The organism is Methanoculleus sp. DTU007 (assembly GCF_001512385.1).
GTDB lineage: Archaea > Halobacteriota > Methanomicrobia > Methanomicrobiales > Methanoculleaceae > Methanoculleus > Methanoculleus thermophilus.
Genome location: NZ_LFRO01000038.1, coordinates 76,811 through 89,911 on the forward strand (window position 1 = coordinate 76,811; position 13,101 = coordinate 89,911).

The 13,101-nt window shown below is 59.7% G+C and carries 14 protein-coding genes; 6 read left to right on the plus strand and 8 right to left on the minus strand.

Features of this window, described 5'->3' with window-relative positions; all coding sequences use genetic code 11:
• The first annotated feature begins 70 nt into the window (after positions 1-70).
• The 3 genes from ACI94_RS04590 (at position 71) to ACI94_RS04600 (ending at position 3,919) form a co-directional block, all read left to right on the plus strand.
• On the plus strand, positions 71-1,261 hold the full coding sequence (locus tag ACI94_RS04590; protein ID WP_066956609.1) for an FprA family A-type flavoprotein: 1,191 nt from the start codon (positions 71-73) through the stop codon (positions 1,259-1,261).
• Between the two features lie 101 nt (positions 1,262-1,362).
• Positions 1,363-2,388, plus strand: coding sequence for a phosphoribulokinase (locus ACI94_RS04595; RefSeq protein ID WP_066956607.1), 1,026 nt, complete (start codon positions 1,363-1,365; stop codon positions 2,386-2,388).
• A 73-nt stretch (positions 2,389-2,461) separates the two neighbouring features.
• Positions 2,462-3,919 carry a TrkH family potassium uptake protein gene (locus ACI94_RS04600; protein ID WP_066956604.1) on the plus strand — a complete coding sequence of 486 codons (1,458 nt, stop codon included), beginning with the start codon at positions 2,462-2,464 and terminating at the stop codon, positions 3,917-3,919.
• Positions 3,920-3,992: 73 nt separating this feature from the next.
• Here the strand turns inward: ACI94_RS04600 and ACI94_RS04605 are convergent, their stop codons facing one another.
• Positions 3,993-4,613: a hypothetical protein gene (locus ACI94_RS04605; protein ID WP_066956601.1), complete on the minus strand. Its 621-nt coding sequence runs from the start codon at positions 4,611-4,613 to the stop codon at positions 3,993-3,995.
• 229 nt (positions 4,614-4,842) lie between these two features.
• On the opposite strand from ACI94_RS04605, the gene cfbC reads away from it, so the two are divergent.
• The 3 genes from cfbC (at position 4,843) to ACI94_RS04620 (ending at position 7,299) form a co-directional block, all read left to right on the plus strand.
• Positions 4,843-5,661, plus strand: a complete 819-nt coding sequence (cfbC, locus tag ACI94_RS04610) for a Ni-sirohydrochlorin a,c-diamide reductive cyclase ATP-dependent reductase subunit (protein ID WP_066956598.1) — start codon at positions 4,843-4,845, stop codon at positions 5,659-5,661.
• Positions 5,621-6,742: a nitrogenase component 1 gene (locus ACI94_RS04615; RefSeq protein ID WP_066956594.1), complete on the plus strand. Its 1,122-nt coding sequence runs from the start codon at positions 5,621-5,623 to the stop codon at positions 6,740-6,742. The genes cfbC and ACI94_RS04615 overlap by 41 nt, the downstream gene beginning before the upstream one ends.
• An 83-nt stretch (positions 6,743-6,825) precedes the next feature.
• Positions 6,826-7,299, plus strand: coding sequence for a universal stress protein (locus ACI94_RS04620; RefSeq protein ID WP_066956591.1), 474 nt, complete (start codon positions 6,826-6,828; stop codon positions 7,297-7,299).
• 17 nt (positions 7,300-7,316) lie between these two features.
• Here ACI94_RS04620 and ACI94_RS04625 read toward each other — a convergent pair whose 3' ends face one another.
• From ACI94_RS04625 to ACI94_RS04655, 7 genes are all read right to left on the minus strand, one after another.
• A complete protein-coding gene (locus tag ACI94_RS04625; protein WP_066956588.1) occupies positions 7,317-7,901 on the minus strand; it encodes a PH domain-containing protein in 585 nt (194 codons plus the stop codon).
• Between the two features lie 15 nt (positions 7,902-7,916).
• Positions 7,917-8,351, minus strand: coding sequence for a GNAT family N-acetyltransferase (locus ACI94_RS04630; RefSeq protein ID WP_224732731.1), 435 nt, complete (start codon positions 8,349-8,351; stop codon positions 7,917-7,919).
• A 202-nt stretch (positions 8,352-8,553) separates the two neighbouring features.
• Positions 8,554-8,760 (minus strand): hypothetical protein, encoded by a 207-nt coding sequence (locus tag ACI94_RS04635; protein ID WP_066956582.1) that lies wholly within the window; start codon positions 8,758-8,760, stop codon positions 8,554-8,556.
• A gap of 201 nt (positions 8,761-8,961) precedes the next feature.
• On the minus strand, positions 8,962-10,122 hold the full coding sequence (locus tag ACI94_RS04640) for a nitrogenase component 1 (RefSeq protein ID WP_224732730.1): 1,161 nt from the start codon (positions 10,120-10,122) through the stop codon (positions 8,962-8,964).
• A 91-nt stretch (positions 10,123-10,213) separates the two neighbouring features.
• A complete protein-coding gene (locus ACI94_RS04645) occupies positions 10,214-11,335 on the minus strand; it encodes an isocitrate/isopropylmalate dehydrogenase family protein (protein WP_066956576.1) in 1,122 nt (373 codons plus the stop codon).
• Positions 11,320-11,811 carry a 3-isopropylmalate dehydratase small subunit gene (locus ACI94_RS04650; RefSeq protein WP_066956573.1) on the minus strand — a complete coding sequence of 164 codons (492 nt, stop codon included), beginning with the start codon at positions 11,809-11,811 and terminating at the stop codon, positions 11,320-11,322. The genes ACI94_RS04645 and ACI94_RS04650 overlap by 16 nt, the downstream gene beginning before the upstream one ends.
• A gap of 3 nt (positions 11,812-11,814) precedes the next feature.
• A complete protein-coding gene (locus ACI94_RS04655) occupies positions 11,815-13,068 on the minus strand; it encodes a 3-isopropylmalate dehydratase large subunit (RefSeq protein ID WP_066956569.1) in 1,254 nt (417 codons plus the stop codon).
• Positions 13,069-13,101: the final 33 nt, after the last annotated feature.

Here is a 13,101-nt window from a genome sequence, read left to right on the forward strand (position 1 = left end):
GGTTGAGAGCTATGGAGCATGACCATGACGGATACTTGCAGATGCCTTAAGGCGGAGGAGGCGATTGGAGATGGCAGCACGTGAGATTGTGCCGGGTGTCTTTGCCGTAGGAGCCATTGACTGGGACCGACGGATCTTCGATGAACTGATCCCGCTCCCCGACGGCACCACCTACAACAGTTACCTGGTGCAGGGCAGCGAAAAGACGGCGCTAATCGATACCGTCGACCCGGCGAAGACCGCAGAACTTGTGGCAAACCTGGAGGCGCTCGGAGTCGAGAAGATCGACTACGTCATAGCCAACCACGCGGAGCAGGACCATTCGGGCTCGATACCGGCAATGCTTGAGAGGTTCGACGGTGCAAAGGTGGTGACGAATCAGAAATGCCGGGATTTCCTGATCGACCTCCTCCACGTCCCGGAAGATCAGTTCGTCGTCATCAACGACGGTGAGACGCTCGATCTGGGGGGTAAGACGCTCGAATTCATCATCGCTCCCTGGGTCCACTGGCCGGAGACGATGCTGACCTATCTGCCGGAAGACCGGATCCTCTTCCCCTGCGACCTCTTTGGTTCACATTACGCGACGAGTTCCCTCTACGTCCCCGACGAGGGTGCGGTCTACGAGTCCGCAAAACGTTACTACGCCGAGATCATGATGCCGTTTCGGTCGAGCATCAAGGGGCACCTTGAGAAGCTTGCCTCACGCGAGATCGATCTGATCGCGCCGAGCCACGGCCCGGTCTATAATAGACCGGCGTTCATCCTCGACGCCTATCGGGACTGGACGAGCGACGCCGTGACGAATACGGTGGTGCTGCCGTACGTCTCCATGCACGGAAGTACACTCGCGATGGTCGAGCACTTCGTCGACGCCCTGATGAAACGCGGCGTCGAGGTCCAGCCGTTCAACCTCACAAAGACCGACATCGGTGAACTCGCAAAAGCGCTGGTGGATGCCGCAACAGTCGTGATCGGGGCGCCTACGCTCATCTTTGGTCCCCATCCTCAAGCAGTCTACGCGATGTACCTTGCAAATCTCCTCCGCCCGAAGACCCGTTACGCGACGGTGATTGGTTCATACGGCTGGGGCGGAAAGACGGTCGACACCACCGTGAAGATGCTCGACCGGCTCAAGGTCGAGTTCCTTGATCCGGTCTACATCAAGGGGCATCCGAAGGAGGAAGACTTCGCGGCTCTCGACCGGCTCGCCGACGAGATCGCAAAGAAGCACAAGGAGGCGGGGATCCTCCCCTCGTAACCTCCACCCTTTTTCACGGTTGCCGGTTCGAACATGGATCGGTCAACCCGCACCGAAATCTTAACACGCCAGGATACCTACCCACACCCTTGAGTTGATCTATGCCCCCTTCCGACTTCAAGAGAGTTATTGCCGAGTCGCCCTACGTCTTCATCATCGGCGTTGCGGGAGACAGCGGGACCGGAAAGACCACCTTCACGAGAGCGATCCGGGAGATCTTTGGAAAGGACCTGATCTCGACGATCACGATCGACGACTACCACAGATACGACCGCGAGGAGCGCAGAAAACTCGGGATCACCCCGCTTGCACCCGAAGCGAACCGATTCGACCTCCTGGAAGAGCACCTTGCTGCCCTCAAAGAGGGGAAGACGATCCAGAAACCGGTCTACAACCACAACACCGGGAGGTTCGATCCTCCGGTGCCCTTCAGCCCCACGAAGATCCTGATCCTCGAAGGGCTGCACCCATTCATCACTCCAAGATTGCGGGGCCTGATCGACTTCAAACTCTACGTGGACCCGGATCCCGACGTAAAACGGGCCTGGAAGATCAAGCGTGATGTGGAACGGAGGGGATACACCCCTGACGCCGTCGTCCAGGAGATGGCCGAGCGCAAGCGCGACTACGAAGCGTACGTCGCACCGCAATGCCAGTTTGCCGACGCGGTCATCAAGATTGCTTTCTCGAAGTATGGGAGAGAGATAAGCGAGGAGCGCAACGTCTACCACGTCACCCTCTGCCAGAGCAAACTCGAGCGGAGCATCAGAGACGTCGACCTCTCCATCGATCTCTTCCCCCTCCTATCCCTCTCGGAGCGGAACTTCATGGTCGAGTTTACGATCGAAGAGATCGGGGGAAGAGCCATGGGGGCGCTCACGTTCGACGGAGAGTTGAACTACGCTGTGGTGAGGAGACTGGAGAAGAACATCGAGATTCAGACACAGGTGCAACCCATCGATCTGGTCCAGAGCGGTGGATACCTGACGGCCGGGGATGTGGCGCAACTCATCCTCGCCTGGCGGATCATCAACCGGCGCATCTTCATCGAGAGTTCCCCGGAATCAACCGGCAGAAAGGTAACGGCGGCCGCAAGTGGCGGGTGCGGGTGCGGCGACCGGAGGTAACGAGTTTCCGGGGACTAAAATCCGAATGCTGTACTGGGGAAGGTAGATATCAGTTTCCGGAGAATGTGTACTGATGGATAGGATCGAGCAGTTCTCGACCATCGCACCCGATATTGGCAATATCTTTCGGTATATCAGCATCGTCACGGCACTCCCGCTTCTCGTAGCGGCGATCTACCGGGAGTGGGCGATGGTCCTGCCCATGGCCTCCGTCCCGGTCGTTCTATTTCTTCTCGGGACGCTCCTGGCCAAAGTCCCCCGGGAAGATCGTGAGGCACCCCTATCCGCCGCCCTTATGGCCGTCGCCCTGATCTGGCTCGCCATAGCGCTCGTGAGCGCCCTTCCTTTCACCCTCGGGCTCGGTGTCTCCTACCTCGACGCAGTCTTTGAGGCGATGTCCGGGTGGACGGATACGGGCCTGACGATGATGCGCTCGGTCGAGGAACTGCCCCGAACCATCCTCTTCTGGCGATCGCTGATGCAGTGGCTAGGGGGGCTCGGGATCGTCGCCTTCACCGTCGCAATGGCCTCCCGGACGGGATTGACCCAGTTCCGCCTCTATCGGTCTGAAGGGCGCTCGGAGGCGCTGATGCCGAGCGTTGTCGCGACGGGACTTGAGATGTGGAAGATCTATCTGGCACTGACCGCCGCTGCAATCGGCCTCATCCTCCTGTCAGGGATACCGGTCTGGGACGCCGTGAATATCGCCCTTGTCGCAATCGCCACCGGTGGGTTCTCTGTCCACTCGGAAGGAATTTCTTTTTACAATAACCCGCTCCTTGAGGTTCTGATCGTCCCGGTTATGATCGCCGGTGCTCTGCCGTTCAAACTCTATTACCTCTTTTACCGTCAGAAGTCTGTGCACATCTTCGACGACCAGCAGGCCAGACTCCTCTTTATACTCATTGCGCTCGGGATCATCGTGATTGCGTGGGACCTCGTCACACTCAGCGCGACGGATATTCCCACCGCCATCCGGCAGGCGCTCTTCATGTCGACGGCGGCGGTCACCAGTACCGGATTTCAGGTCGCCTCTCCAAACGAGTGGGCGAGCGTGACGGTCCTCTTCCTTGCGATGTTGATCATAATAGGCGGCGCGTCGGGGAGCACCGCCGGAGGCATCAAACTCTCCCGGGTAGTCCTCGGGTTTCAGAGCCTGGTCTGGTGGTTCCGGCGGATGTTCGTCTCAGGAAAGGTGCTCGTGCCGTTCAAGTACAACGGCAGGGTGATCCCGAAGAATATCGCCGACCTCGAGGTCTCGCGGAACATGCTGATTATTATGCTCTACTTCCTGACCATCTTCGTCGCCACGATACTGCTGATGCACCTGCAGCCGACAGCCTTCGACTCAAGCAACGTGATCTTCGAGGTATCCACCGCGATGTGCAACAACGGCATATCCACAGGGTTTGTCTCGCCCGAGATGAACGGTCCGGCAAAGATCGTCTTTATCCTGCTCATGTGGATCGGTCGCCTGGAGGTCATACCGGTGATCATGCTGGTAATGGGTCTCTTCAAGCGGTATGAGTGAGCGGCCCGTTCCGGGGCTAAGACAGGTCATCCCAATCGGAAACGGATCGGGCTTACAAAAAATAATATGCCGGTTACTCCGGCTGATAGTTGATATATTGGTCGTCCACCGTTGCGCAGTCCCCACCGCTCTCGACCAGCAAGTCCATGTAGGCATAAATCTCCGGGGCATCCTCCTCAAGGAGGTCTGGAGAGGTGTGATAGAGCATGAAGGCCTCTGCGAAGACAGCAGCCTCCTTATCCTCGCCGGCCGGGGTGTTGACCTGGTCCAGGTAGGATCCAGGGGCAACGCCAAGAGTCGGGAAGACTGTGCTCTCATCAAACCCCATGGTGTGGTAGACGCGGTACCCGACCTGCTGGACGAAGACCTCATCGGCCCGTGACGGGTCCTTATCTGAGCGAATATAGATGGCGTTCTCCTCAGGGATATACAGGCCGCCTGGGTTCGTCGACGCATCCTGTTGCCGGAAGGCCGGGTTTGCGCTGTCGATGTAGACTGTCACATCCTCGATGAACTCATCCCTGATCTTGGTGCTCTGCTGGAGCACCAGAGCCTCTGCAATCGCCGCTTCAGTGCTGTCCCCATCCCTGTTTTCCAGACGGAAACCACTAACCGGGCTCACCGAAAAGGCCGAACAAACGACGATGATCAGGATAATCGCCGCAACCAACCGTGATCTGAATCGTGGGTCCATGGTTCGTCTCCCTCTGCCTAACAAAGAGTTTCATATCGACTATAATATACTTTTCTAAATCTAAAATTTCAATTATAATTGCCAGATAATTATACAGTGGCCAAACACTAAGAATTGTGGCTAAAGGAATTCTCAAAAAGACGGACTGAATTACAGCAAAGTATATATATTAAATTGCGCTGGATCCCATCCGACACATAATTACCCATGCAAGCGCATAGTAAGAATAATGAAACAGATCGCCCTCTACGGGAAGGGTGGAATCGGAAAATCCACTACTGCAGCAAACCTATCGGCAGCACTCGCAGAGGATGGGCTCGATATCCTGCAGATCGGCTGCGATCCGAAACATGACAGCACCCGCATGCTGATGCACGGGACCTGGATCCCGACGGTCCTCGACCTTATCCGGGAGCGCGGGGAGGCGGAGATCACCGTCGGCGACGTGGTCTACCGGGGGTTTTCAGGCGTGCGCTGTGTGGAGGCCGGCGGCCCGGAGCCGGGGATCGGGTGCGCCGGGCGGGGAATCATTGCAACGTTCCAGCTCCTTGAGCGCCTGGAAGCCCTCAAAGGCGATGTCATCGTCTACGATGTCCTCGGAGATGTCGTCTGCGGCGGGTTTGCAATGCCGATGCGGGATGGATACGCGCAGGAGATCTATCTTGTCACCTCCGGCGAACTGATGTCCATCTACGCAGCAAACAACATTGCAAAAGCCATCGCCCGCCTCTCACGCAGAGTGCGAAGCAGGTGCACCCTCGGTGGGGTGATCTGCAACGCAAAGAATATCGAGGGCGAGCGGGACCTGGTCGAGGAGTTCGCCCGCCGGATCAACTCACGGCTCATCGCCTATATCCCCCGCGATCGGGTGGTGCAGATCGCGGAACTACAGAAGCAGACGGTCGTCGAGTACGCCCCCGACTCCAACCAGGCTGCGGTCTACCGGGGACTTGCACGCACCGTCTACGAGAACAAAACAACGAGCATCCCAAAGCCCCTTGAGACGGATGAACTCGAATCCTTCGCTCTCGAATTCGTCCAGGTTTGAAGGATGCACCCTGACCGGAGCGCTCTCGGTGCTCACAGAGGTACGGGACGCCGTCTGCATCATCCATGGACCGTCGGGCTGCACCCACCATAACTTTTCCCTCCTCCACGCTACCCACCTCTCAAACGACCGGCTTGAGGTCCCACGTCTCCTTACCACCCGCTTAACGGAGAACGACATCATCTTCGGGGGTGAAGAGGCGCTGGAGAGGGCGATTGCGCGGGCAATCTCGCTCTCACCTGCGCCCGCCTCTATATTCGTCCTCTCAACCTGCATCGTCGAGACGATCGGTGACGACGTCGCGGCTGTCTGTGCACGGGACTGGGGCATCCCGGTGATTGCCGTGCCGACCGCGGGGTTCCTTGGAGGGGTGTTTGAGACCGGCATCAGGAACGCCCTCTCCGCCGTCGCCTCTCTGGCCCGGCCAGCGACCGAAAAGACCCTCTCGGCGAACCTCATCGGCGAGAAGAACCTGGAGTACGACGTCGACGAGAACGCGGCCGAGATTGAGCGCCTTCTCTCCCGGCTCGGTATAGCAGTCAACCTACGGTTCGTGCGCGAGATCAGGACAGATGACGTCGGGTGCCTCAACTCTGCCGCCGTAAACATTCTTCGGGAACCCTCCCTCCGGCCGGTCGGCGAGGACTTCAAACGGAGGTTTAGTATCCCATACGTAGACTCGTTCCCGGTCGGCCTTGCCGGGACATGCCGGTTCATCGAGGAGATCGGCCGGATCTGCGGCATAGATGCTACGGCAGCCGTTGCGGAGGAGAAAGTATTCCAGGCGAAGATGCTTGAGGAGTTCGCCGATATCGCGGGAAGCCGGGTATACTTCCAGTCGCCCCATCCCATGCTGGACGCGGATCTGGACGCGAAGACCGTCTGCACCGAGTGTACAGACGCCCTCGATCTCGTCGTCGACCCGGACGGGACGGCGATCCCCCTCCCGTATCCTGCGCCGGTCGGAACTACTGGTCTTCGACGGATGCTTCACCGGTGGAGAGTTCTGATTCGGGGAATGAGGCAGGATAAGGCATACTCCAAACGCCCAAAGCGCGAAAGAGAGATGCCACCCGGGTAGCACTCCGCCACTCGCCTCCTTCGCCCATCAAACGATGCCTTTTATACATCTCCAGCGGAAGGGATGTTATCGGAGTGAGGCCCATGTTCGAACGTATCCTCTTTCCAACCGACTTCTCCGGACCCTCCATGAAGGCGCTGGATTACATCCCTGCACTGCAGGAGGCAGGAACCCGGGAGGTGATCCTTGTCCATGTCATCGACTCAAAGGAGATCACAACGATCGCCTCGGGTGGGCAGGGGTTTCTCGGAACCATACCCGACCAGGAGACCGAAACTCAACGACAACTGCGGGAGGAGGTCCAGCACCGGATCATCGATACCCGCCGGGCGCTTGAGAGGCAGGGTCTGAAGGTGACGGTCCGGACGCCCCTCGGCACGCCAGGAACGGAGATCGTGAACGCAGCGGAGGCGGAGGGAGTCTCGCTCATCGTCATCGGCTCCCACGGCCGGTCGAACCTCCGGGATCGCCTGCTCGGAACGGTCTCGGAGTACGTGATCAAGAACGCCCGCCAGCCGGTCCTGGTTATCAAGCGGGACGCGGCTGCGGGAAGGTAGGTCTTGTACCAGAAATCCTATTTTTCAAGCACTCTCTCGAGCAACTGCCGGATCGCCCGAAGTTCCGCCACAACCGTATCCCCGGCCGGCTGACCCTCCGGCTCGCCCCCGACCGCGACCGGACCGGTTCCCCGAACGAAACTCATGATCTTCTCCTGGAGGTCCTTTGGGTCCTCGATCCCGTTGAGAACGATCTCCGCCTGCGCCTGAGCCGAGTAGCCGGCGGTCTGCACCCGGACTGCCGAGAAGGAGAAGAACCGCATCAGGGGGCCCTGTGTGATATCGACGTTTGTGATCCGGTTGTAGGGGACGAACCCCGTCTGCCGAAACCAGACGCCGCGCTGCCAGGTGATCTCGCTCGTGGTGAGCCGGTAGGCTATGCTCTCATAGTAGAGGGGTATCCAGTAGGCGACGAACGCAACAACGGCGAGCACCGGGATAGCGACGGCGAGAGCAACGGGCAGTGGACTGAAGATGACAACGGGGATGAGCCACGGCAGGATGAAGACGACGACGGCCAGGGCCAGGGATGCGTAGAGGTATGACCGGAACTGCAGCGCCGGTCGGAATATCTCACCAATTCGAAGCGGTATAAGAGGCATGTTATCGCACCGATATCAATACAAACGGGTTAAACCTTTATGATCGTCGATGCTCCTCCGGAGGATGTATCGATCGGCCCCTTCACCGAAGTAGGCCGGACAGAACTCGGTCTCCTGGAATCCATGTTTTTCGTAAAGTGCTCGTGCAGCTCTGTTTCCCGGTGCAACCGAAAGATAGATCTCTTCTGCCCCGCGTTCCAAAAGACCGCTGATGACTGCGGTAACGAGGCTATCTCCAAAACCCTTTCGCCGGTGTTTCCCGGAGACCACCAGCCGGATGATCCACCCGGTAGCGGGGCGCTGTTGCACGAGAGCCCCGATGGTATAGCCGATGACCTCCCCGCCGCATTCCGCAACGAGGAAGGTATCGGCAAAGAGAACCCCCGCCTGGCGGATAAAGACCTCGGGCTTGCACCCTTGCGGACTATTCTCCCGCTCAAGATCACACACAGAGGTAAAATCCTCTTTGCAATATTGCCTGATGACCAGGTCCATACTGGAGTATTATTCATCGGGAGGGTTTATACAATCGTGACTGCTGGCAGCGCGAGGCGTACGGTCTCCAGCAATCATTCAACCCGACTATATCCTATGTTCAAAAAGAGATTCGGCCCGGGGATATCAAATCCCCGGGGTGTCCCATAGCCCGGACTCACTTCTTTATGCCCGCCTGGAGCATATCACGTGCCATCTTGTAGGTCTCGATCTTCTGCTTCATCGATTCGACCCAGTGCTCCTTCGTCTTGATCCGGTGTTCAATCATCCGGACCATCAACTGCCGCTTCTGATTCTCGTCGAGGAGTTCAAACATCTGCTCAAGGAGCAGCCCGTGGGGGCCGCCTCCACCACCGTGTGTCATCCCATAACCTCCCTGTTGCGATCTGCCCAGTGGGCAGAACGGCACCCCGGTGCTCATCGGTTGATAAAAAAGTTTATGGTGGGCGCAACTACCCCGGACTCTTTCGGGGTTGTGGGAAACCTCCCGTGCTCCGCCTGTCTTTTCGAGAGATGTTGTATGGAGGGTGACAAATTCACCCGAAGCCTCACGAAACCGAAGATATCAGCGCCGATCTTTGGCGTGAACCACATTCTCGCTCTTTGAGCGCCGGTTCCGGTTTGCACAGGCGTTGAGCACCTCATCCATGAACCAGAGCGCCCCCTCGACCCCGGCAATCATCCGGGACGAGAGGAGGACCATACCCCGGAGGGGCGGCGTCAGCCCGACGAAGGCGGCACCGGGAGCGAGCGTCCGCTCGTAGGAGGATCCGATGACCAGGTCCGGTTCGGCATCCAGGATCATCTCCCGGATGGTCGAGAAGTCGGTTGTGGAGGTGATACCGTTGCTATCTTCACCGGGGTTGTTTCGAGCGGCAATGCAGACGATATCGGCCCCGAGGTAGCGATCGAGGAAATCTTTCGCGAACGCAGCGTACGCGCTCTGGGCGGCGATCACCACCCGGGGAGGGTCGAACCTTCGAAGATACTTTCCGCAGGCCTTCTGTATCCGGGCATCGGCCCAAGCGATCTCCTCTTTGATTGGTCGGGAGTCAACACCGTCGACCAGGGATTCAAGCCGCTCGAAGGTCTCGCCGACGGCATCAAGCCCGAGAAGCGAGCCGCACCAGGTCCCGACGCCGCTTGCCAGATCCGGATTCGTCCCGACGGTGAAGGGCGCTGCTCGGTGCGCCGCATCGTAGCGGTCGAGGCAGAAGGTGGCGGCGACCGGGGCGCCGGCGAGATTGAGGAGGCGTCGCGCCTCGAGCGCATTTCCCCGGCAGAAGGGGTCTGTACGGCAGATGCCGTCGATATTGACGCCGGGAGTATCCGGGTCCACTACCGGTGCGATCGTATCGAGCGCCCGGCGGTAGCCGGCCTCAAGGTCGCCGAGGAACCCGGGGCTGTCGATGAAGAGGACCCGCCCATCACGGGCAAGGGCGCTGAGATCCTCGCCCATGATCGCGGGCACGCAGGTATTAACCACGGCTACCTGCGAGTACCGGCCGTTAAGGTCCCGGATGACCTCCATGAGGCGGGACTCCGTCCCGAAGATGACCTCGCTCTCGACCAGAAACGTCCCGTGGATGGGGACGCCGACGAGCGACGCGGGGTAGAAGTAGCACCCACTTGAACCATGAACGACGACGGCGAGGCCATCGAATCCCGAAAGGCATGCGACCGCCCCGGTCATCGCACAGGGCCAGAGCGGGTTTTCGCACGGCATATGCTGCTCTATTTGCATCGGTCTACAAGATCATGGCGGTGTGGGGATATAAAGGACGGTCTTTTTCGAAAAAAAGAGGGGAGGGATGGACCTACACCGTCTTTACAAGCTCCGCGATCTTTCTCCCGACCTCGCTCGTCTTCATCGCCCCGCCCATATCCCGGGTCACGTATCCGTCACGGATACTCCTCTCGATCGCTCTAAGGACGGCCGCCGCCGCATCATGCTCACCGAGGTGGTCGAGGAGCATCGAGCCCGCCCATATCGTGGCGAGCGGGTTTGCAACGTCCTGACCGCGGTACTTCGGCGCCGAACCGTGAATCGGCTCAAACATCGAGGTGCCGTCGGGGTTGATGTTTCCGCCGGGGGCGAGCCCGAGCCCGCCCTGGATCATGGCTCCGAGATCGGTGATGATGTCCCCGAACATATTCGGGGTGACGACGACGTCGAACCACTCCGGGTTCTTGACGAACCACATCGTGACGGCGTCGACAAAGTTGAACTCCGTCTGGATATCCGGGTAGCCGGCGGCGACTCCGGTAAAGACATCCCGCCAGAGGCCGTAGACGTCGGAGAGGACGTTTGCCTTGTCGACCGACGTAACCTTCTTGCGCCGACGATTGGCGAGATCGAAGGCGTAGCGGATCACCCTCTCCGCACCCGGCCGGGTGATGACGCCGATCTGGTAGGCGAGCTCGTCGGCATCGGTCTCGACGTCCAGCCCGAACTTGATGTTATACATATCCCGGACGACCTCGAGGGTCTTTTGCTCGTGCGTGCCGGAGAAGCGGGAGCCGATCCCGACGTAGAAGTCCTCGGTGTTCTCCCGGACCACGACGAAGTCGATATCCTCAGGCTTTTTATTCGCAAGCGGCGTCGTGACGCCATCAAGGAGTTTGATCGGCCGGAGGTTGATGAACTGGTCGAAGTGGAACCGGATGGCAAGCAGGATACCTTTCTCAAGGATCCCGGGCCTTACCCGGTCGTCACCGATCGCCCCGAAGTAGATGGCCGGGAACTTCGAGAGCTCCTGGATATCCTCTTCGGTCAGGAGTTCTCCCGTCGCGAGGTAGCGCTCCGCCCCGATATCGAACTCGGTCCAGTTAATATCGAATCCATACCGCTCTCCCGCGGCATCAAGAACCTCTCTTCCCGCCGCCACGATCTCGGGGCCGATCCCGTCCCCACCGATCAATGCTACTTTGTGCTGCATGTCTCCACCTTCTCCAGGTTTTTCGCATATGCAACGAGCCCACCGGCATCGACGATCTCCTTGAGGAAGTCGGGCACCGGCTCGATCGAAAGCCTCTTTCCGCCCACCTCGATGTAACCCGCGGCGATATCCACGGTTACGGTGTCACCGTCCCGGATCCCATCGGCCTCCGGACAGACCAGGGGCAGGAGCCCGGTGTTCACGGCGTTCCGGTAGAAGATCCGCGCAAAGGACTTCGCGACCACGATCCGGATCCCGGCGCCGAGGAGGGCGAGCGGTGCATGTTCGCGGGAGGAGCCGCACCCGAAGTTGGTTCCGGCGACGATAATGTCGCCCTCCTTTGCGGTCTTTGCAAACTCGTCTCTTGTTCCTTCGAACGCGTGCTTCGCAAGTTCAGCCGGGTCGTAGATGGTGAGGAACCGCCCGGGGATGATCGCATCCGTATCGATATCGTCGCCGAACTTCCAGACTCGCATGATTCACACCTCCCTCGGGTCGGTGATCTCGCCGTAGAGAGCGCTCGCCGCCGCCGTCGCCGGCGAGGAGAGGTAGACCTGGGCCTGCGTGCTCCCCTGTCTGCCCCGGAAGTTCCGGTTCGACGTCGAGAGCGAGACCTCGCCGGGGGCGAGCAGCCCGAACGCCCCGCCCATGCAGGGGCCGCAGCAGGGCGCTTCCACGAGGGCGCCCGCCTCGACGAAGCGCTCTATGATCCCGGCCCGGAGGGCTTTGAGGTACTCGGTCCGCGAGGCCGGGATGACGATCACCCGTACACCGTCCGCGAATCTGTCGGAGGTCCCGAGCACCTCGGCCGCCTCGGCAAGGTCTTCGTAGCGGCCGTTCGTGCAGGAGCCGATGAAGACCTGGTCTACTCTCGTCCCGGCGACCTTCGTTACGTCCACGACGTTGTCGACATTGTGGGGGACGGCGACCTGCGGGGCGAGATCGGTGACGTCGTAGTGCCTGCGATCCCGGTAGACCGCGTCGTCGTCGCCTGCAAGGTCGAAGGGCTCGATTGCGCGTCGGGCGGTGACATACTCCCAGGTAATTGCGTCGGGCTGGACGATCCCGGCCTTTGCGCCCATCTCGATCGCCATGTTCGCACAGGTCATCCGGCCTGCCATATCCATCTCGCGCATCGCGCTGCCGGCAAACTCAAGCGCCATGTAGGTTGCGCCATCAGCACCGATATCCCCGGCGAGCGAGAGGATGAAGTCTTTTGCTCCGACCCTGCGGCCGAACTTCCCGTCCACCTCGACCCGGATGCTCTCGGGTACCCGGAAGTAGAGAGCACCGAACTTTAAGACGAATCCCATATCGGTCGAGCCGATGCCGGTCGCAAACGCACCCGCAGCACCGTAGGTGCAGGTGTGAGAGTCGGTCCCGACGATGATCTCACCGGGCGCCGCCCGCCCCTTCTCCATCACGACCTGGTGGCAGACGCCCTCGAGGAGATCGTAGTTGTGGATCCCCTGCTCCTTTGCGAACTGCCGCATGAAGACGTGGTTCTCGGCAGCGGGTATCGAGTCGGCGGGCACCTGGTGGTCGAAGAGCATAATGATTCGCTCCGGATCATAGACGCGCTCTCCACCCATCTCGCGAAAGACCCGGACCGCAAGCGGGCCGGTGATGTCGTGGATCATCGCCGCATCCACCGGCGCCATCACCACCTCTCCCGCGCGGACGGGTCTGCCGCACCGTTCTGAGAATATCTTTTCTGCGATCGTCGCCGACATGTTTATCTCGTTATGGTACGCGCTTCTGACGTA